Here is a 20,027-nt window from a genome sequence, read left to right on the forward strand (position 1 = left end):
GGGGCGGTGGGCGGGCTCCGGGGCTACGGGCGCCAGGTCGCCAGGAGGCCCTGGTAGAGCTCGGCGTCGGTCAGCTCGCGGGGGGCGGCGCCCGCCAGGAAGTGGCCGGCGTTGTCCGCCTTCAGCTTGCGGAGGTAGTCGAAGGCCTTGGCCTCCGGGTCGCCGAACGCGACGAACTGGAAGTGGATCGGGCGGCTCGCCGCCTTGGCCAGGGCCTCGTTCGCCGGGCGCTGCACGTCCGGGGGGCCGTCCGTCTGGAACACGACCAGCGCGGGGAGCGTCGGGTCGTCCGACTTCTCGTGGTGGGCGACGACCTCTTCGATCGCGCGGTGGTAGCTGGTGCGGCCCATGCGGCCCGCCGCCGCGTGCCACTCGTCGATCTTGCCCTCGTACGAGGCGTCCAGGGTCAGGTCGCCCGTCGCGTCGATGTCCGTCGAGAAGAAGACGGTGTGGACGGTGGGGGTGTCCCGGGGGTCCAGGTGGGCGGCCAGGGCGAGGGCCTGGTCGGCGAGGGCGTTCGCGGAGCCGTCCTTGTAGTACGGGCGCATGGAGCCGGAGCGGTCCAGGACGAGGTAGACCGTGGCGCGGGTGCCGGTGAGGTCGTTCTTCTTCAGCTCGGCGCCGGCGGCCTTGTAGGCCGGGGCCAGGGCGGGGGTGCGGGACTTGACCTTGGCCGGGGTGTGGGCGGGCTTGGCCGGCTTCGCGTCCGGGGTCTCCGACGCGGGGGCCGGGGCCTCTTTGGCGGGTTCGGACTGCTCGGTCGGCTCTGCCTCGGCGGCGACCGGCTGGGCTTCCTCGGCGGGGGCGGGGGCAGCCTCGGCGGCGACCGGCTCGGGGGTCTCGGCCTCGGCGGGCTCCGGCTCGGCCGGGGCGGCAGCCGCCTCGGGCTCGTCGGAGGGGGCGTCGGCCGCGTCGGCCACGGCCGGCTCGGGGGCCTCGGCGGCGGTCTCGCTCGCTTCGGCGGCCGTCGGCTCGGCGTCCTCGGCGGGAGCCACCTTCGCCTCGGCCGCGACCGGCTCGGCCTCCGCGGGCTCCTCGGCCTCCACGGCTTCCTCGGCGGGAGCGGCGGTCGGCTCGGCGGCGACCGGCTCGGTCTCCTGGGCCGGAGCGGGGGCTGCCTCGGCGGCAACGGGCTCGGGGGCCTCGGCCGCTACGGGCTCGGCTTCCTCGGCCGGGGCGGGGGCCGGTTCGGCGGTGGCCGGCTCGGGGGTCTCGGCCGGGGGCTCGCTCGTTTCGGCGGTCGCCGGCCCGGGCTCTTCGGAGGGGGCGGGGATCGTGACGTTGTCGAAGGCCGCGGCCACCAGGTCGTCCGCCTCGGAGTTCGCCGGGGCGGGGATCTTCGGCTCGGTGGCAGGCTCCGCGGCGGGGTCGTCCTTCTTGCGGTTCCGTCCGAACGCGTTCCGCAGACGATCCAGAATGCCCATGTGCGCAACCTTCCGCATGAGTTGATCCCCAAAAGGCCCGAACCCCTGGCCAGGGCGGACACGTAAGGTTAGCCGCCGGTCGGCGACCGTTCCGCAGCGCGTTCGCCCGCGTCCGGGTGGTCCGGGAATTCCCGCAGGCCGTCGCCCAGTTCACGGGCCCAGATGCCGTCCGGCGAACGGAGCAGTCGGACGAAGGCGCGTTCCGCGGGGGAGAGCAGACGGTCGCGGCGGCGGACCAGGGAGACGGGGCGCGGGCTCGGTTCCGGTTCGACCGGGAGGATCGTGAGCGCGCCCGAGCGCTCCACGTCGTCGACCACGGCGTGCTCGGAGATGAGGGCGACGCCGAGCCCCGCGCCGACGCACTGCTTGACCGCCTCGGGCCCCCACACGTCCGACCTCGGCACCGTCTCCGCCAGGCCCCACGCGTCGAGGACCCGCTCCTGTTCCGTACGGGTGTGGGAGCCGGGTTCGCGCATCAGGAAGCACTCGCCGGCGAGCAGCGCCGGGTCGAGAGGTCCGAGGCGGTCGGCCAGCGGGTGACCGGTGCGGGCGACGAGGACGAGGCGCTCCTGGAGCACCGGCTCGACCAGCAGCTGGGCCGTCTCCCCCGGCCCGCCCGCGACGACCGCGATGCCGATGTCCCCGGCGAGCAGCCGCTCGGCGACGGCCCGGTTGTTGCCGACGAAGACATCGCACTCGACGCCCGGGTACCGCGCCCGGAAGCGGGCGAGGAGCGTGGGCAGCAGATACGTGCCGACCGTGGTCGAGCCGCCCACGAGCAGCCGCCCGTGTTCGAGGGACGACACCTGCTGCACCGCCGCCACCGCCTCGTCGGCCAGCAGGAAGACGCGCTTGGCGTACGCGGCGAGCACCTCGCCCTCCGCCGTGGGCCGGGTCCGCGCCCCCGAGCGGTCCACCAGCGTCACCTTCAGCGACTGTTCGAGCCGCCGTACCTGGTTGGAGACCGAGGGCTGACTCATGTACAGCTCGTGCGCCGCGGCGGAGAACCCCTGGTGCTCCACCACTTTCAGGAAGATCCACAGACGGTGCAGGTTGAGCTCCATAGTCGCGCGAGCGTAGAGCACTACTGACCGGTCGGACAGGGCTCCGGCGCACCTCGTCCGCGGCCCGCGGGGCTATGGCCGTCATAGCGAACTTCGTGGTTCTGCGCCCCGGAACGCCGGTGGTACCCATGGAATCGAGGGCGCCCCACGGCTCCCGCACCGACGCCCGACACCTACGACCCACAGGGGTGGACGTACATGAATCCTGTCGCCGGCACGACGTGGCAGACCTCCGCCGACGGCGCGCGGCTCACCGTCAACGGGCGCGCGTACCCACGCCCGGGCCGTCCGGTCGTGGTCGTCTGCATCGACGGCAGTGAGGACGCCTACCACGAGCGCGCGATCGCGGACGGCCTGATGCCGTTCACGGAGGGCATGCTGGCGCGCGGCGGCGATCTGCGCGGCGCGTGCACGATGCCGTCCTTCACCAACCCCAACAACCTGTCCATCGCGACCGGCGTCCCGCCCGCCGTGCACGGCATCTGCGGCAACTACTTCTACGACACCGAGGCCGGCGAGGAGGTGATGATGAACGCGCCCGAACTGCTGCGTGCGCCCACCCTGTTCGCCGCGTTCTCGCAGACCGGCGCGCGGGTCGCCGTGATCACCGCCAAGGACAAGCTGCGCCGGCTGCTCGGCAGCGGCCTCGCCGAGGGCGGCATCTGCTTCTCCGCCGAGAAGGCCGACCAGGTCACCCTCGCGGAGAACGGCATCGAGAAGGTCCTGGAGTCCACCGGCTTCGAACTGCCCTCCGTGTACAGCGCGGAGCTGAGCGAACTGGTGATGGCCGCCGGGTGCGAGGTCCTCGAACGCGACCGGCCGGACCTCATGTACCTGTCGCTCACCGACTACATCCAGCACAAGCACGCGCCCGGCTCCCCCGTCGCCAACCGCTTCTACGCGATGCTGGACCGCTGGTTCGAGCGGATCGACGCGCTCGGCGCGGTCCTCGTCGTCACCGCCGACCACGGGATGAACGCCAAGTCGGACGCGGACGGCGAGGCCCGGGTCGTGTTCCTGTCCGACTGGTTCGACGCCGAGACCGGGGCGGGCGCGAGCCGCGTCATCCTGCCGATCACCGACCCGTACACCGTGCACCACGGCGCCCTCGGCTCGTACGCGACCGTGCACCTGCCGGGCGGCGCGGACCGGGAGGCGCTGCGGGCGAAGCTCGCCGGGGTCGGCGGCGTCGACATCGTCCTCACCCGCGAGGAGGCCTGCGAGCGCTTCGAGCTGCCCGGCGACCGGATCGGCGACCTCGTCGTCATCGCCGAGCGCAACACCGTGCTCGGCACGACCGCCGCCCGGCACGACATCTCCGGGTTCGAGGAGCCGCTGCGCTCGCACGGCGGCCTCACCGAACAGCGTGTCCCCGTCCTGGTCAACCGGCCCGTCGAGCTTCCGGCCGGGCACCGGCTGCGGAACTTCGACGCGTACTGGATCGGCTGCCACGCGGCGGCCGGGGAGCCGCTCCCCGCCTGACCCCGCTCCCGCAGTACCCCGACCCCCCACCGCTCAAGGCCATTCAGCAGTACCGGCCCCGGCGCCGCCGAGGTGTGCGCCGGGGCCGTGCCGTACCCGGAACAGTTCAGCCCCTTCCGCTCCGTCGAGGATTGGACTCCCCATGGCCGACACCGACCCACCAGCCGTCCCCCGCCCACCCACCGAGGGCGCCGGCCCCGTCACCACCCGCGAGGCCCAGCGCACCGTCCACCCCCACCTGGTGAGCCCCCGGCTGCGCTGGCAGATCTTCGCCGTCACCTGGATCGCGTACGCGGGCTTCTACTTCGTGCGGCAGGCGTTCTCCGTCGCGAAGCTCGGCATCCTGGACGACCCGCTGCTCGCCCACACCCTCTCCGAACGCGTCCTCGGCGTCATCGACGCGATCTACCTCGCGGCGTACGCCGTCGGGCAGTTCGTGTGGGGCGCCTGGTCCGACCGGTTCGGTCCGCGCCGCGTCGTCATCACCGGCATGATCGGCGCGATCGGCGCCGCGTGTCTGATGGGCGCCTCCAGCGCGCTGCTCGTGTTCGGCGGCGCCATGGTGATCCAGGGCCTCGCGCAGTCGGCCGGCTGGGCGCCGCTGTGCAAGAACATGGGCGCCTTCTTCCCCGTCGCCGAGCGCGGCCGGGTGCTGGGCATCTGGTCCACGAACTACGCGTTCGGCGGCCTCGCCGCGCCGCCGTTCCTGGGCTGGCTCGCCTACTCCGTGTTCGACAGCTGGCAGGCCGCGTTCTTCTGCGGGGCCGCGTCGCTGGCCGTCGTCCTCCTGCTCTTCGTCCTCTTCCAGCGCGACGCGCCCGAACCGGGGAGCCGGGAGGAGAAGGAGCCCGGCGCCGAGCCGACCCGGCGCGGTGGGCTCGCCCTGTACCGCTCGACGCTGCGCGACCCGATGGTGCTCACGCTCGGCGCCGCGTACTTCCTGCTCAAGCCGGCCCGGTACGCGATCCTGCTGTGGGGTCCGGTGCTGGTCAGCGACCGGCTGCCGCACGTCGACAAGGTGGGCGCCACGGTCATCCCGGTGGCGTTCGGCGCGGCCGGGGTCCTGGCCCCGATCGCCGTGGGCTGGGTGTCGGACCGGCTCTTCCAGTCCCGGCGCGTGCCCGCCGCCGTCCTGTCGCTCGCCCTGCTGACCGTCGTCCTCGGCCTGTTCATGCCGCTCACCGCGACGGACAGCGTCGGCGTCATGGTCGCGCTGCTCGCGGTGATCGGGCTCGCCGTGTACGCCGCCGACTCGATGATCTCCTGTGTCGCCGCGGTCGACTTCGGCACCGAGGACGGCGCGGGCACCGCCGCCGGACTGGTCAACGGCTGTGGCTCGGTCGGGGCGATCCTCGGCGGCCTGCTGCCCGGCTTCCTGTCCGGCTCCTCGCTGTTCCTGCTGTTCTCCGTCGCGGCCCTGCTGGCCGGGCTCGTCATGCTCCCGCACTGGAACCGCCGCCCGCGCACCGCGGCCGCCCAGTGAACTCCCCCTTTCCAGCGGCACGTTGAAAGGCAGGCACACATGAACCGTCAGCACGCGGACACGGCCGTCGTCGGCGCCGGCATCGTCGGGCTCGCGCACGCGCTCGCCGCCGCCCGGCTCGGCCGCAAGGTCGTCGTCTTCGAACGGGACGACTTCGCGGTCGGCGCCTCGATCCGCAACTTCGGGATGATCTGGTCGGTCGGCCAGCAGCGCGGAAAGGTCTACGAGCGGGCGCTGCGCAGCCGCGAGGTGTGGCTGGAGGTCGCCGCAAAGACCGGTCTGTGGGCGCCCGAGACCGGCTCCCTGCATCTGGCCCACCACGCCGACGAGGTCGCGGTCCTGGAGGAGTTCCTTCAGCTCAGCGACGCGGCCCGGGAGCGGGGGACACGGATGATCACCGCGGACGAGGCCGTCGGGCGGTCCGGTTTCGCGCGCCGGGACGGGCTGCTCGGCGCGATGTGGAGTCCGACGGAGGTCAACGTCGACCCGCGCCGGGCGATCCCCGCGGTCGCCGAGCACCTGGCCGCGGAGTACGGCGTCGAGTTCCGCTTCGGCACCCATGTGCGCGGCATCGCGGCGCCGACGGTCTCCACGACGGCGGGCGACTGGGACTGCGGGCAGGTCTTCGTCTGTTCCGGCAACGACTTCGCCTCCCTCTATCCGGAGGTCTTCGCCGAGAGCGGCCTGACCCGCTGCAAGCTCCAGATGATGCGCACCGCCCCCCTGGCCGGCGGGCGCGCGCTCGGCCCGATGCTCTGCGGCGGCCTCACCCTGCTGCACTACGCGGCCTTCGACGGCTGCCCGTCGCAGGCCGCGCTCGCCGAACGGATGGGCGCGGAGCGGGCGTTCCACCGCGAGCACGGCATCCACGTCCTGGTCTCGCAGACCGCCGACGGCCGTCTCACCCTCGGCGACTCGCACGCGTACGGGCCCACGCTCGGCCCGTTCGCGGACGGTGCCGTCGACGACGCGGTCCTGGAGTACCTCGGCACCTTCGCCGGGCTGCCGCCGGAGGCGGAGGTCACCGAGCGCTGGGTCGGCTTCTACCCGTCGCTGCGGGACGGCCGCACCGAGCTGGTCGTCGACCCCGAGCCCGGGGTGACGGTCGTCAACGGGGTGGGCGGCGCGGGCATGACGCTCTCGTTCGGCCTCGCCGAGGAGAACCTGGCCTCGCGCTGACCCCCCGCATCCTGTGTGAAGAAGGCCGAAGGGCCGGTCCCCCCGAGTGGAGGAACCGGCCCTTCGGCCTGCGCCGGCGAAATGCGGGGCTAGTAGGAGATGCAGGCCGAGTGCCAGGCCGTGTAGAAGTCGAAGACCTCCGGCGAGCACTCCGGCGGGCCGTACTGGCTGGCCTTGTCGCCGACGTGCGGCAGGTGCGCGTACGCGCCGACGCCGGGACGGTTGACGTGCAGCATGCCCGCCTCGAAGCGGTCCAGGGCCTCGAAGGCGCGGGTCTGGGAGGCGGTGAAGACCGTCCCGGACATGCCGTACTTCACCGAGTTCGCGATGCGCAGGGCGTCGTCGAAGTCCTCGGCGTCCACGACCGCGAGCACCGGCCCGAACACCTCCTCCTGCGCCAGCTCCGCGTCCCACGGCACGTCCCGGATCACGGTCGGCTGGACGTAGCAGCCGTCCGGCAGGCCGGGGCGCTCCTCGCGGCCGCCGCCGCACACCACCTTGCCGCCGTCGCGCTGCGCGCCCGCGATCGCGGCGAGCGCCGCGTCCCGCCGCGCGGTGTCCACGACCGGGCACAGTTCGGAGGCCGGGTCGAAGCCGGGCCCGACCCGCAGGCTTGCGACGCGGGCGACGAGCCGTTCCAGGAACTCCTCGCGCACCCGGACGTCGACGACGGCCCGGCTGGTCGCCGAACAGCGCTGGCCGGCCTGCCCGAACGCCCCGTGCACGACCGCGTCGACGGCCTTGCCGAGGTCGGCGTCGTCGCACACGATCACCGCGTTCTTGCCGCCGAGTTCGAGCTGGGTGCGCAGCAGCCGGTGGGCGCCGCCGGTGTGGATGGCGGTGCCGATCGGCAGGGAGCCGGTGAAGCTGATGCCGGCCACGGCCGGGTTGGCGACGAGCGCCTCACCCGCCGCCGCGTCGCCCTGCACCAGGTTCAGCACCCCGTCCGGCAGGCCGGCCCGCTGAAAGACGTCGACGAGGAGTGCCGAGGTGAGCGGGGTCAGCGGGGACGGCTTGAGGATCGCGGTGCAGCCGGACAGGAGCGCGGGGGCGACCTTCCACATGGGGATGGCCAGCGGGAAGTTCCAGGGGGAGATCAGTCCGACCACGCCGATCGGCTTGCGGAAGGTGTAGGCGAAGGTGCGGGCCTCCTCGGCCGGGACGGTGACCCCGCCCAGCCGGCGCGCCTGCCCGGTCGTGAACTCCAGGACAGACTTGGCTCGTCGGACCTCCCCGAGCGCCTCCTTCAGGAGCTTGCCCTGCTCGCGCGTGATGGCGTACGCGAACTCCTCGGTGCGCTCGTCCAGGAGGTGCAGCGCCTTCGTCAGGAAGGCGGCCCGCTCGACCGGTCCGATGCCGCGCCAGCCGTCGAGCGCCCGCCGCGCCTCCTCCACCGCGAGGTCGACGTCGGCGCCGCCCGATTCCGCGAACTCCCCCAGGACGTCCGAGAGATCGGCCGGGTTCACGTCCGGGCGACGCTGCCCCGACTGTGCCGAGACCCACCGCCCGCCGATGTGGTTCTCCGTCAGATGTCCCGCCACCTCGAACCGTGTGTCTCCCGGTGCCACAGCCATTCCCTGCTCCTTCGCAGCCGGTGGGATCGTCACCGCCACCCTCGCCCCGCGAACAGCGGGTGAACAACGGGTGATCTGCCAATACCGGGTATAGGGGCTCGCTATGCGGGCCTCCGGGCGCGCCGTCCTCGGCCGCCGACAGGTTCACCGCGCGTTCATCCCGCGTCCCCCGTCCCGCACCCGTGCCCCCTTACCGTCGCGGCCGACACGACTTCGCAAAGGGGAGGGAAAGCGTGCGGAAAATGCTGCCGCTGGTCTCGGTCGACGGACGTCACGCGGGGGGCCGTTCGGCGCTGACCTGTCGGTTCCGCTGTGGTGACGCCTGCTTCCACGAGGTGCCGAACACCAGCGACAACGCGTACGTCGGCGATGTCGTCGCCGGTGCGCTGAGCCGCCGTTCGATGCTGCGCGCCGCCGCCGTGGTGACCGTCGCGGCCGCCGCCGGTACGACGGTCCTGGCCGGTCCGGGCGCGGGGGACGCCACGGCCGCCGCCGGACACGGCGGACACGGCGGGGGCGGGGCGGCCACGGAGGGTGCGCGCGGGCTGCGGTTCGCGCCGGTCGCGCCGAACACCGCCGACGCCGTCACGGTGCCCGGCGGATACGGGCAGAACGTGGTCGTCCGGTGGGGCGAGCCGATCCTGCGCGGGGCCCCGGCCTTCGACCCGGAGCACCAGAGCGCGAAGGCGCAGGCCGGTCAGTTCGGCTACAACAACGACTTCCTGAGCCTGCTGCCGCTGCGCGGCGAGCACGGCCGGCAGGTCCTCGTCGCCAACCACGAGTACACCGACGAGATCCTGATGTTCCGCGGCTACGACCCGGCGAACCCGACCCGCGAGCAGGTCGAGATCGCGTGGGCCGCGCACGGCCTGTCCGTCGTCGTGGTCGAGGAGAACCGGAAGAACGGCGGCCTGAACGCCGTCTCGCGCCACCACCTCAACCGGCGCCTGACCGCCACCAGCCCCTTCCGCCTCTCCGGCCCCGTCGCGGGCAGCCCGCTGGTCCGCACGAAGGCCGACCCGAAGGGCACCACCGTCCTCGGCACGCTCAACAACTGCTCGGGCGGCACCACCCCGTGGGGCACGACCCTGCACGGCGAGGAGAACTTCAACCAGTACTTCGCCAACGCCGCCAAGGTCACCGACCCGACCGCGGCGGCCCGCCTCAAGCGGTACGGCGTGATCGGCGAGGCCTCCGAGCGCAAGTGGGAGCGGTTCGACGACCGCTTCGACCTGGCCAAGGAGCCGAACGAGGCCAACCGCTTCGGCTGGGTCGTCGAACTCGACCCGTACGACCCGGAGTCGACGCCGCGCAAGCGCACCGCGCTCGGCCGCTTCAAGCACGAGGCCGCGCAGCCGCGCCTGACCGGCGACGGCCGCCCCGTCGTCTACATGGGCGACGACGAGAAGTTCGACTACTTCTACAAGTTCGTCGGCAGCAAGCGCATGGCGAAGGGCGGCTCGCGGGCCGCCCACGCCCACAACCTGACCCTCCTCGACGAGGGCACCCTCTACGTCGCCAAGCTCACCGGCGACTCCCCGGCGGAGCAGATCGACGGCACGGGCGCGCTGCCCTCCGACGGCGAGTTCGACGGCTCCGGTACGTGGATCCCGCTGGCCACCGCCTACGCGGGCGGCCGCGCCGAGTCGCACGTCGAGGGCATGACCGCCGAGGAGGTCTACCTCTTCACGCGGTTCGCCGGGGACAAGGTCGGCGCCACGAAGATGGACCGGCCCGAGGACATCGAGCCGTCGCCGCGCACCGGCAAGGTGTACGTCGCGCTGACCAACAACTCCGACCGCGGCAAGGCCGGCAAGGCGGGCCCGGACGAGGCCAACCCGCGCAACCTCAACAAGCACGGGCAGATCCTCGAACTGACCGAGGCGCGCAACCGGGCCGAGTCGACGACGTTCGGCTGGTCGCTGTTCCTGGTCGCCGGTGACCCGGAGGACCCCGCGACGTACTTCGCCGGGTTCCCCAAGGAGCGGGTCAGCCCGATCTCCTGCCCGGACAACGTCACGTTCGACCCGCACGGCAATCTGTGGATCTCCACGGACGGCAACCAGCTGGGCTCGCACGACGGGCTGTTCGGTGTCGCGACGCGGGGTGAGCTGCGGGGCGAGCTGAAGCAGTTCCTCACGATGCCGACCGGGGCGGAGACCTGCGGTCCGCTCGTGCAGGATCGCCGGGTGCTGGTGTCCGTGCAGCACCCGGGGGAGATCGACGGGGCGTCCGTCGAGCGCCCGGCCAGCACCTGGCCCGACGGCCCGGGCCGGATCGTGCGGCCTTCTGTCGTCTCGGTGTGGCGCACCGATGGGGGCGACATCGGTATCTGACGCGACCACCGGCCGGTGGGGGCTGATCGCGCAGTTCCCCGCGCCCCTGAAATGCACGCCCTTCGGGCGGCATTTCCCCGATGGGCCGCGCTCCTTGAGATGGCGCACGAAGTGCGCATCTCAGGGGCGCGGGGAACTGCGCGAGAAGCCCCACTACGCCGCACTCGGCAGCGAACCGGTCGGCCCCGTCGGGATGCCGATCGCCCGGGCGGCGGCCACCTCCTGGCGGACGGGTTCCAGGACGCCCTCGGGCGACCCGGGGTCACCGAAGTCGGCCCGGACCTCTTCGAGGACCACAGACTCCCGCAGCCCCTCGGAGAGCTCCCGCAACTGCGCGGAAACCCGGCTCACCTCCGCCGCAGAAGGCGGAGGTGAACCATGCCCCACGCGCACCCGCGCAGCGGTCGTCGCGTCCACGATCCGCTCGACCGCCACGACGAGCGGCCACCACGCCGCCGCCCGCTTCCCCATGGGCGGCGGCTCGGTCAGCGCCCGCTGGAACTCGGCCCGGATCAGCGACAGGTCCCGGTACAGACGGCGCCGCATCCGCGCCCGCGCCGCCGTGTCCCGCTCCCCCGGCGCGCCGAACGCGCTGTCCACGTACGCCGCCGTGTCCCGCACCGCGTCCGCGAGCCGGTCCCCGATCCGGGTGTGCCAGCTCTCCGGCCACAGGAGATAGCCGACGACCAGCGCGATCGCGCAGCCCATCAGGCTGTCCAGCAGCCGGGGCCACAGCAGGGCCGTGCCCTGGTGGTTGAGGATGTCGGACAGGAGCAGGATCACGGGGGTGATGGCGGCGGTCTGGAAGGCGTAGCCGCGCGGGGTGAGGGCCGGGATCAGCGGGGCGAGCAGCATCATCACCGGCACGGACCACCAGCCCAGCGGCACCTCGGAGAGGACGGCCGCCGCGACGACGAGCCCGGCGGCCGTGCCGAGGGCGCGCAGCAGGGCCCGCGAGAACACGGACCCGAAGTCCGGCTTGAGGACGAACGTGATGGTCAGCGCCACCCAGTACGAGCGCGGCACGGCGATCAGCGACACGAGGGACTGCGCGATGCCGATGCAGAGCGCGAGCCGCAGGCCGTAGCGCCAGGAGGCCCCGGACAGCAGCACCCCGCGCGCCGCCCGCCGGGCCCGCACCCGCAGTGCGGCGGGCCGGCCGAGCCGGTCGGCGACGTTGGTGAAGTCGGCCTCGCCGCGCCGGGAGGCGACCTCGGCGGCGTGCCGCAGGGCCTGGTCGACGGCGCGGGCGGCGGGCCCTTCGGGGGCGGGCAGGTCGCGGGCCGCGCTCTCGGTGGTCCGCCCGGCGGCGACGGCCTCGGCGATCTCGCGGACGGCGGCCGGGATCCGCGGCGACAGCGGCACTCCGCACTGGTGGGCGGCGGGGGCCGCCTCCAGGACCGGGGTGAGGGCGTTCAACTGGCTGACCAGCCGGACCTGTTCGGGGTTGCGGCCGTGGGCGAGGGCGCGCCGGGCGAGGACGAGGTCGTAGGCCTGGTTGAGGGACTGGGTGACCGCGATGCGGGTCTCCGCGTAGCTGAGGTCGTCGGTGCCGGCGGCTTCGAGGAGGTTGGCGACGCTGCGGTACGTGGAGGCGACCGCGGCCCGTTCGGGCACGCCCCCGCGCAGCGGCCACGCCAGCAGGGCGAGCAGCAGGACGAGGAGGCCGCCGGTGAGGATCAGGAGCGGGGCGAGCCACCAGTCGCCGGGCATCGGGAGGCCCGCGCCGACCACGCAGTTCAGCAGGAGCAGCAGTCCGGAGACCGAGGCGACCGCGCCGATCGTGGAGATCATCCCGGAGACCAGGGCAACGGTGGTGACGACGGCGACGGCGAGCCAGCCCTGCCCGTACACCTGGGTGCCGAGGACGACGCCGAGAGCGCCGAAGAGCTGCGGCACGGCGATGTTCAGGATGCGCATCCGGTACGCGTCGGCCGTGTCGCCGACGACGCCGGAGAGGGCGCCGAGGGCGACGACGGCGCCGTACGTGAAGTGGTGCGTGGCGAGGCCCACCGCCAGGGGGGCGGCCAGGGCGATCGAGGCGCGGGCCGCGGCGGCCCACGGGACGGGGGCGCGCTGCGGCCGAAGCGTTCTGACCAGCCAGTCTGGAGGTGGCATGGGCCCATTATGTGGCGGGTCCGGCATCCGGCCCGGGTCGTTCCCGTGAACGCGCCTTCCTCCGACCACGGGCTCCCCGCGCCTCGGCGGGGACCGGCGGAACTACGGCGTCTTCCGGGCCCGCGCGGGCTCCTGGGCCAGCGCCCAGATCACGAACACTCCGATGCCGATGGCGATGACGGACCAGACCGGCGCGTAGGGCAGGAACAGGAAGTACTCGATGACGTAGAGCACGGCGAGGCCGATGCCGACGCCGCGCGCCCAGTCCGCGCCCTTGAGGACGCCCCAGCCGGTGACGGCCACGAGGACGCCGATGACGAGGTGGATCCAGCCCCATGTGGTGAGGCTGAACTCGTAGACGTAGTCGCCGACGCGGCCGTACACGTCGTCCTGGGCGATGCCCGCGATGCCGTTGAGGACGCCGAGGATGCCGCTGGTCATCATCAGGACGCCCGCGAATACGGCGCCGCCGGCCGCCCAGTCGGGGTTGCCGGGTCCCTCGCCCCGCGTGGGGTCGGGTTCGCGGCGGCGCTGCGCGGCGGACCAGGCGGCCGGGTCGGGGTCCGGGGCGGATCCGGGGCCGGGGGGCGGTGTGCTCTGGCTCATCGAGGCCTCCTCGCGACGGCGGTCCGCCCTGCACGGCGAGCCGCCTCGTGTCGTCAGGGGAATGCTCGTCCGGGCCGGACCTCGCGGCACTCCGCGCGCGGCTGTTCGGGTGACGCGGGGCCCGCCTTCGCTCTCGTCCCGGCGGCGGCCCGTGCGCGCCGGCCGGGCGGCCCGTACCGGCCGAAGGCCCAGGATCCGAGGGCGACGGCGAGGCCGGTCCCGACGAGGATCCAGGACGCGGTCCGCATCGACGAGGTCAGCGCGTCGTACACGGCTCCGGCGGCCGCCTTGTCGGCGTCGGTGTCCAGGTCGTCGAGGGTGAGGGAGCGGGCGATCGTGAGGGCGAGCAGCAGTGCGGCGGCGCCGAGCGCGACGCCGACGGCGGTCGCGGTGAGCGCCCGGCCCCGGCGCAGCGCGAGCAGCAGGCCCGCGACGGCGCACACGACGGCCGCCACCGGCAGCCAGATCCCGGCCACCTGCAGCATGTGGAACACCTCGCGCAGATCGGCGAGTTCACCGGCGGACAGGACGGTGATCTCGGTGTGGGTCACCGGGATCTGTTCGGCGAACGGCACGCCGTCGTCGATGAGCTGCTGCCTGACCTGCGCGGTGACGGGCGCGAGGTCGAGCGTGACGGCGCCGGTGCTGCCGTCGTCCAGGGCGTCCTGCACGGCGTCGTGGGCGGCCCGGTTCGCCGTGTCCCAGGCCCGCTGGAAGGTGGCGGTGCCGGTGAAGGAGACGACGGCGTCGTGCAGGTACTGGTCGACGGCGCCGACGAGCGGGCCCACGTCGAGGGAGCGCATGATCCCGGTGGTGACGGCGTCGGCGACCGCGTTCTGCACGTCGGGGTCGGTGGCGAGCGGCGCCATGGCCTCCACGTACCGGTCGCTGTCGCCGATCGCGTACTTCGCCCAGGTGGAGAGCGTGCCGAGGGGGACGAGGAGGCAGGCGAGGACGAGGAGGACGGGCGCGAGCACGCGGCGGACGGCGCGGACGGAGGGGGCGGGGCGGGTCACCCTTCCCAGGCAAGACCCCGGCCGCGCGGGGCGCGACCGGGGCTCGTGCAGACGGACCAAACAGGGGTCACTTCCGGTTGTAGAGGCGCATCGTGACCGGGCCGAAGACGGCGACGAGGACGGCGGCCCAGCCAAGGGACCACAGCACCTCGTCGGTGGGCCAGTCGCCCTCCATGAGGCCGCGGACGGCGGAGGCGACGTGGGTGACGGGGTTGTTGTTGACGAAGGCCTGGAGCCAGCCGGGCATGGTCTCGGGCTTGACGAAGATGTCGCTGAGGAAGGTCAGCGGGAAGATCACCATCATGCTGACGCCCATGACGGACTTCTCGGTGCGCAGGAGCAGCCCGAACATCGTCCAGATCCATGAGAACGCGAACGAGAAGACGAGCAGCAGGGCCACGCCCGCGAGGACGCCGGGGAACCCGCCGTCCGGCCGGAAGCCCATGATCAGGCCGACGGCGAGCATGACGACGGAGGCGATCGTGTAGCGCAGGGCGTCGCCAAGCAGGTAGCCGACCATGACGGCCGGGCGCCAGATCGGCAGGGTGCGGAAGCGGTCGAAGACGCCCTTCTCGATGTCGGTGTTGACCGAGACGCCCGTGTACATCGTGATCATGACGACGGACATCACGAGGATGCCGGGCAGCAGGTACTGGATGTACTCGCGCGGGGAACCGGCGAGCGCGCCCCCGAAGAGGTACGTGTACATCAGCACCATCATGATCGGGAACGCCGTCACATCGAACAGCTGTTCTGGTACGTGTTTGATCTTCAGGACCGCGCGCCAGCCGAACGTGAGCGAGGCGGCGAGCGCGCTCGGGCGCCGCGGCCGCTCCGTGGCGACCAGCAGCGCGGCCAGCGAGTCGGCGCTGACCGGAGCGAGGTCCTGTGCCTCGCCCGTTCCGGTACCGGTGGCGGTGCTCATGCCGGGTCCTCCTCGGGGGTCCGGTCGGTCAGGGCCAGGAACACCTCGTCGAGGCTCGGCTGGCCCAGGGAGAAGTTGTCGACGGTGATGCCGGCCGCGGCCAGCTCGGCGAGCGCCCGGGACGCGGCCTCCGCGGCGCCCCGCCCGTTGCCCGCGCCGCCCACCCGCGCGGTGAGCGCGACCGGGTCCGGCTCCAGCTGCACGGCCGCGTCGAGCACCCGCGCCAGCAGCCGCTCCGCCTCCGGCCGCAGGTGCGCGTCCCGCAGCCGTACGTGCACGGCGCCCGCCCCGACCGAGGACTTCAGCTCGCCCTTGGTGCCCTCGGCGATGACCCGGCCCCGGTCGATGACCGCGATCCGGGCCGCCAACTGGTCGGCCTCGTCCAGGTACTGCGTGGTGAGCAGCACGGTCGTGCCCTGCGCGACGACGGCCCGGACGATCTCCCACACCTGGTTGCGGCTGCGCGGGTCGAGGCCCGTCGTCGGCTCGTCCAGGAACAGCAGGTCCGGGGTGTTGAGGATCGACGCGGCGATGTCGATGCGGCGCCGCATGCCCCCCGAGTAGTTCTTCACCTGCCGGCCCGCCGCCTCGGCGAGCCCGAACGCCTCCAGGAGCTGCCCCGCGCGGGCGGCCGCCGACTTCCTCCCGTGGCCGGTGAGGCGCGCGAGCAGCACCAGGTTCTCCTGGCCCGTCAGATCCTCGTCCACGGACGCGTACTGGCCGGTCAGGCTGACCCGCGAGCGCACCGCGTCCGCCTCGCGCACCACGTCGTGCCCGAACACATGGGCCTCGCCCGCGTCCGGCCGCAGCAGCGTCGCGAGCATCTTCACCGTGGTCGTCTTGCCCGCGCCGTTCGGCCCGAGCACGCCGTAGACCGTGCCGGCCGGGACGCTCAGGTCGACGCCGTCCACGGCGCGGTTCTCGCCGAAGGTCTTGACCAGTCCCGCCGTCTCGATGGCGAGCCCGGTACGGGTCCTCGCGGCGGCTGCCGTGCTGCTCATGTCGGGATGCCCCTCTCGCGGTCACGTCACAGATGCAGACCCGCCCGGGCCCGCGAACTCATCGGCGTACGGCCCTGTTGCCACTGGGGCAGGAGTGGCTCCGGTGGAGCACTGGGCCGAACGGGTGTTTCCTGGGTGTGGGGAGCTAGGAGGACGATCATGCGCCGAACAACTCCGGCCATCGCCGCGGCCACGCTCGTCGCGGGCGGCGTGCTCGCCGTGACGGCGGCGGCCCCGGCCAGTGCGGGCAGCGGCGTCGTCTGGGGGACCGTCGTCTCCCAGAGCGAACTCAACGTCCGCTCGGGCCCGAGCACTTCGGACCCGGTCGTCACCCGGCTCGAACCGGGCGACCAGGACCGCATCGAGTGCGCGACCAACGGCTCTCGGGTGCACGGCGATCCGGCCTGGTTCTGGCTGATCGGCGCCCGCGGCTGGGTCAGCGCCACATACATCGACACCGACGGCCGCTCCGTGCCGAGCTGCGAGACGCCGTGCCCGCCCGACCACCCGCAGCGTGACAGCCACAGCACCGACTACCGCGACAGCCCGACCTTCTGGTTCCGCTCGGAGACCAGCATCGAGTTCGGCGTCACGTACTGAGCCGCCGACCGGCCCCGCACGAGGGGAGGCGCCCCGGAGGTCCTGGACCTCCGGGGCGCCTCCCGTGCTGCCGGTCGTCCCGGCGCCGTCAGACGTACTCGCTCGCCGAGTAGTAGCGGTAGTAGACCGCGATGAAGACGCCCGCCGCGATGAACGCGCCGAGGAACACCGACCACAGGATCCCGCCGTCGGCCAGGCTGTGCAGGAACCCGATCGAGACACCGGCCATCACGCCCCAGGCGCCCGCGCGGGCGAAGAAGTGCCGGCCCGCCTGCGCCGCCGACCACTGGTGGATGCCGAAGCAGAGCACCGCCACGAGGATGCCGGTGACGAAACCGAGCGCGATGTTGCCGCCGGTGACGGCCTCGCCGTAGCGCTGGATGTTCGCCGCCCAGAAGCCGTAGGCGGTTCCCGCGACGAACGGCAGGACCACGGCCGGACTGGTCGGGGCGAGTGCCGCGCCGCCGGGGCGCCGCCGGGATGCGGGTGCCGCGTGCTGAGCCATGTCGGGCTCCTTTCTCACGTCCCCCGGGACCCCTTTGGGCCCGGGTTCCCCGTCTTTCCATTGACCGCTCGCGGCGGGCGTAGTGCAACATGCGGGGCCGTCGGGCCCGTGTTTCGCTGGGCCCATGAACATCGTGCTGTTCGGCGCCACCGGCATGGTCGGCAGCCGCATCGCCGCCGAGGCCCTCGCCCGCGGCCACCGGGTCACGGCGGTCAGCCGGTCCGGCGGCTCCCCGCTGCCCGGCGTCACCGCGGCCGCCGCGGACTGCTCCGACCCCGTGAAGGTGGGCGAGCTCGCGGAGGGCCACGACGCCGTCGCCAGCGCCCTCGCGCCGCCACGCGACGGCTCCGACCCGACGCTGCCCTTCCTGGCCCTCAACGAGGCGCTGGTGGCGGGAGTGCGCAGGTCAGGGGTGTCGCGGCTGGTCGTGGTGGGCGGCTCGGGCAACCTGTTCGCCGAACCGGGCCGGATGCTCCTCGACCAGCCCGGCTTCCCCGACGACTACCGCGGCGAGGCCCTGGCCCACCGCGACGTCCTGACCTATCTGCGCACCGTCGACGACCTCGACTGGACCTGTGTGTCCCCGGCCGCGGACATCGCCCCCGGTGAGCGCACCGGCGAGTTCCGCGTCGGCGGCGACCGCCTCATGACCGACGAGCACGGCAACAGCCGGATCAGCGCCGAGGACTACGCGATCGCCTTCGTCGACGAACTCGAACGCGACGCGCACTCCCGGGGCCGCATGTCCGTCGCCTACTGACCCGGGGCCTCCCGTCCGGATCAGGCGCGGCCGAGGAGCTCCACGACGCGGTCGAGGGCGGCCGGGGCCAGATGCCGGCGCAGCGCCTCGACGACGTCCTCCGGGGTGCCCCGGCTGTCGATCTTGATTACGCCGTAATCGCGGCCGCCGCGCCGCTCGCCCCGGGCGGCCGGCACGGACGGGGCCGGCAGCGCGCCGTGGTGCCCCGGCAGAGCCTGGTCCTCGCGGGGGAGCCGGGCGATCCGCCGGGCGTCCTCGACCGAGACGCGGCCGTCCGCGAGCGCCTCCTGGATGTCCTCGCGCAGCTTCATCAGCGACAGGCGCTGCGAGACGAAGCCCTGCGTCTTGCCGATCCGGGCCGCGACCTGACGCTGCGAGTACCCGTACGCGGTGATCAGGCCCTGGATGGCCTGCGCCTGCTCCAGCTCCGTGAGGTCGTCGCGCTGCACGTTCTCGATGAGCGCGTCCTCGTCGGACCGGCTGGCGTCGTCCCGCACCAGCACCGGCACCTCGTCCAGGCCCGCCATCCGGGCCGCCGCGAGCCTGCGGTGCCCGTGCAGCACGACGTACGGGGCCGCTCCGACGGCCTCCCGGTGGTGCGGGTGGGCGGCCAGGAACACGGCCGCCGGGACCACGCCGAGCGCCTGGAGCACCCCGCGCTCGCGCACCGTCTCGGCGAGTCCGTCCAGGTCGCGCAGCTCGTGACGGGGGTTGTCGGGGTTCTCGGCGAGGTCGCTGACCGGCACCGTGAGCGGCTTGGTGTCGGGCCTGCGGCGCGGGCCCGGGGCGGTCGCCGCCGGGGTGTCCGGGCCCGTGGCCAGCAGCGAGGACAGGTCCGTGCGGCGCCCCATCAGACGTTCACCTTCTTCTTGGTGCGGGCCTTGGCCGTCGTACGGGGCTTGCGCGCGGGCTTCGGGATCGCGGCGAGCCCCACCTCCAGGGCGAGCCGGAAGAAGTCCTCGCGGGCCTGGAGCGCGACGCGGTTGGCCCCGTACTGGGTGACGACCAGGCCGTCGGCGCTGGCCCGCGTGTGCAGCTTGTAGTGGCGCACGACGGTACGGGCCAGGGGCCAGCCCTGGGCCTCGACGAACGCGCGGGTCTGCGTCAGGTCGGCCTTGCCGTCGCGCGGGTCCCAGTTGTTGATGACCACGCGGAACGGCAGTCCGCGCGGCTTCACGACCCGCTCGATCGTGCGCTGCGTCGGCTGGAAGCTCAGCGGCTCCGGCTCGACCGGCACGATGACGTCGGTGGCGTTGGACAGCACGGCGCGCAGGGCGTCGGCGGCGGCGCCCTTGCCGAGAGGGTCGGCGCCGTCGTCCTCGGCGAGGTCGAGCCAGCCCGGGGTGTCGACGAAGACGTGCTGGGCGGACGGGATGCGGGACAGTGCGGCGAGGCCGGCCAGGTCGTCGTGGGCCTGCACGAAGTCGAAGGGCAGGTCCTCGCCGACCCGCTCGGACCACCAAACGGCGGAGCCCTGCGGGTCGATGGACACGGCGACGACGGGCGGCTGCCCGTCGCCTCCGGCGCTCTTGGCGGTGCCGGCGCCGAGGACGTCCGCGGTGACGGCGGCGAGGTTCACGGCGAGCGTGGACTTACCGACGCCGCCCTTCTGATTGAGGATCACGTGTACGTGCGCCACGAGGTACTCCCGTATGGGGCGGTTTTGGGGGGTTTTGCTCGTGGTTACTTTGGCAGTGCGGGTTCTTTTGGGCGCGGGTACACGCCGTGCGTGGGGGCGGGAACGGGTGTGTTGGCGGCTGCGGGTACGTCGTGGCTGGTCGCGCAGTTCCCCGCGCCCCTGAAGGCATGCGGCTTCGCCGCGCCTTCCCCGAAAACAGGCGCCCGCACCTGCGTCGGGGAAATGCGACCCGAAGGGTCTGCATTTCAGGGGCGCGGGGCTGTGTCCATCAGCGGCTCCGCCGCGGGGCGCGACCAGCCCCCACCGGGGCGCACC

17 protein-coding genes are annotated in these 20,027 nt (G+C 73.3%); 6 read left to right on the forward strand and 11 right to left on the reverse strand.

Annotated elements, in window-relative coordinates:
* Window positions 1-23: 23 nt before the first annotated feature.
* Together IAG42_RS18285 and IAG42_RS18290 are read right to left on the reverse strand one after the other, a co-directional pair.
* Complete coding sequence (locus tag IAG42_RS18285; RefSeq protein ID WP_188338050.1) at window positions 24-1,424, reverse strand: VWA domain-containing protein; 1,401 nt, start codon at window positions 1,422-1,424, stop codon at window positions 24-26.
* Window positions 1,425-1,492: 68 nt separating this feature from the next.
* Window positions 1,493-2,488, reverse strand: a complete 996-nt coding sequence (locus IAG42_RS18290) for a LysR family transcriptional regulator (RefSeq protein ID WP_188338051.1) — start codon at window positions 2,486-2,488, stop codon at window positions 1,493-1,495.
* 198 nt (window positions 2,489-2,686) lie between these two features.
* On the opposite strand from IAG42_RS18290, the gene phnA reads away from it, so the two are divergent.
* The 3 genes from phnA (at window position 2,687) to IAG42_RS18305 (ending at window position 6,632) form a co-directional block, all read left to right on the forward strand.
* Window positions 2,687-3,970, forward strand: coding sequence for a phosphonoacetate hydrolase (gene phnA, locus IAG42_RS18295; protein WP_188338052.1), 1,284 nt, complete (start codon window positions 2,687-2,689; stop codon window positions 3,968-3,970).
* A gap of 142 nt (window positions 3,971-4,112) precedes the next feature.
* On the forward strand, window positions 4,113-5,453 hold the full coding sequence (locus IAG42_RS18300; protein WP_188338053.1) for an MFS transporter: 1,341 nt from the start codon (window positions 4,113-4,115) through the stop codon (window positions 5,451-5,453).
* A 39-nt stretch (window positions 5,454-5,492) separates the two neighbouring features.
* Window positions 5,493-6,632, forward strand: coding sequence for a TIGR03364 family FAD-dependent oxidoreductase (locus IAG42_RS18305; RefSeq protein ID WP_188338054.1), 1,140 nt, complete (start codon window positions 5,493-5,495; stop codon window positions 6,630-6,632).
* Between the two features lie 89 nt (window positions 6,633-6,721).
* On the opposite strand, the gene IAG42_RS18310 is transcribed toward IAG42_RS18305, so the two are convergent.
* On the reverse strand, window positions 6,722-8,206 hold the full coding sequence (locus IAG42_RS18310) for an aldehyde dehydrogenase family protein (protein ID WP_188338055.1): 1,485 nt from the start codon (window positions 8,204-8,206) through the stop codon (window positions 6,722-6,724).
* A 233-nt stretch (window positions 8,207-8,439) separates the two neighbouring features.
* Here IAG42_RS18310 and IAG42_RS18315 point away from each other — a divergent pair, with 233 nt between their 5' ends.
* Window positions 8,440-10,542: a PhoX family protein gene (locus IAG42_RS18315; RefSeq protein ID WP_188338056.1), complete on the forward strand. Its 2,103-nt coding sequence runs from the start codon at window positions 8,440-8,442 to the stop codon at window positions 10,540-10,542.
* Between the two features lie 153 nt (window positions 10,543-10,695).
* On the opposite strand, the gene IAG42_RS18320 is transcribed toward IAG42_RS18315, so the two are convergent.
* From IAG42_RS18320 to IAG42_RS18340, 5 genes are all read right to left on the reverse strand, one after another.
* Entirely contained in the window at window positions 10,696-12,660 is a 1,965-nt protein-coding gene (locus tag IAG42_RS18320) for an FUSC family protein (protein ID WP_188338057.1), read from the reverse strand.
* 102 nt (window positions 12,661-12,762) lie between these two features.
* A complete protein-coding gene (locus IAG42_RS18325; RefSeq protein ID WP_188338058.1) occupies window positions 12,763-13,266 on the reverse strand; it encodes a DUF7144 family membrane protein in 504 nt (167 codons plus the stop codon).
* Between the two features lie 53 nt (window positions 13,267-13,319).
* Window positions 13,320-14,282 (reverse strand): hypothetical protein, encoded by a 963-nt coding sequence (locus tag IAG42_RS18330; RefSeq protein ID WP_223206055.1) that lies wholly within the window; start codon window positions 14,280-14,282, stop codon window positions 13,320-13,322.
* A gap of 67 nt (window positions 14,283-14,349) precedes the next feature.
* Entirely contained in the window at window positions 14,350-15,207 is an 858-nt protein-coding gene (locus IAG42_RS18335) for an ABC transporter permease (protein ID WP_188338059.1), read from the reverse strand.
* Window positions 15,204-16,208 (reverse strand): ATP-binding cassette domain-containing protein, encoded by a 1,005-nt coding sequence (locus IAG42_RS18340; protein WP_188338060.1) that lies wholly within the window; start codon window positions 16,206-16,208, stop codon window positions 15,204-15,206. The genes IAG42_RS18335 and IAG42_RS18340 overlap by 4 nt, the downstream gene beginning before the upstream one ends.
* Window positions 16,209-16,367: 159 nt before the next feature.
* On the opposite strand from IAG42_RS18340, the gene IAG42_RS18345 reads away from it, so the two are divergent.
* Window positions 16,368-16,808 carry an SH3 domain-containing protein gene (locus tag IAG42_RS18345; protein WP_188338061.1) on the forward strand — a complete coding sequence of 147 codons (441 nt, stop codon included), beginning with the start codon at window positions 16,368-16,370 and terminating at the stop codon, window positions 16,806-16,808.
* Between the two features lie 88 nt (window positions 16,809-16,896).
* Here the strand turns inward: IAG42_RS18345 and IAG42_RS18350 are convergent, their stop codons facing one another.
* On the reverse strand, window positions 16,897-17,313 hold the full coding sequence (locus IAG42_RS18350; protein WP_188338062.1) for a hypothetical protein: 417 nt from the start codon (window positions 17,311-17,313) through the stop codon (window positions 16,897-16,899).
* Between the two features lie 124 nt (window positions 17,314-17,437).
* Between IAG42_RS18350 and IAG42_RS18355 the strand changes: the two genes are divergently transcribed.
* Window positions 17,438-18,073: an NAD(P)-dependent oxidoreductase gene (locus IAG42_RS18355; RefSeq protein ID WP_188338063.1), complete on the forward strand. Its 636-nt coding sequence runs from the start codon at window positions 17,438-17,440 to the stop codon at window positions 18,071-18,073.
* A gap of 20 nt (window positions 18,074-18,093) precedes the next feature.
* On the opposite strand, the gene IAG42_RS18360 is transcribed toward IAG42_RS18355, so the two are convergent.
* Both IAG42_RS18360 and IAG42_RS18365 read right to left on the reverse strand, forming a co-directional pair.
* Window positions 18,094-18,924, reverse strand: a complete 831-nt coding sequence (locus tag IAG42_RS18360; RefSeq protein WP_188338064.1) for a ParB/RepB/Spo0J family partition protein — start codon at window positions 18,922-18,924, stop codon at window positions 18,094-18,096.
* Entirely contained in the window at window positions 18,924-20,009 is a 1,086-nt protein-coding gene (locus tag IAG42_RS18365; RefSeq protein WP_317453365.1) for a ParA family protein, read from the reverse strand. Before IAG42_RS18365 ends, IAG42_RS18360 begins: the two co-directional genes overlap by 1 nt.
* Between the last annotated feature and the right edge of the window lie 18 nt (window positions 20,010-20,027).

The organism is Streptomyces xanthii (genome assembly GCF_014621695.1).
Lineage (GTDB): Bacteria > Actinomycetota > Actinomycetes > Streptomycetales > Streptomycetaceae > Streptomyces > Streptomyces xanthii.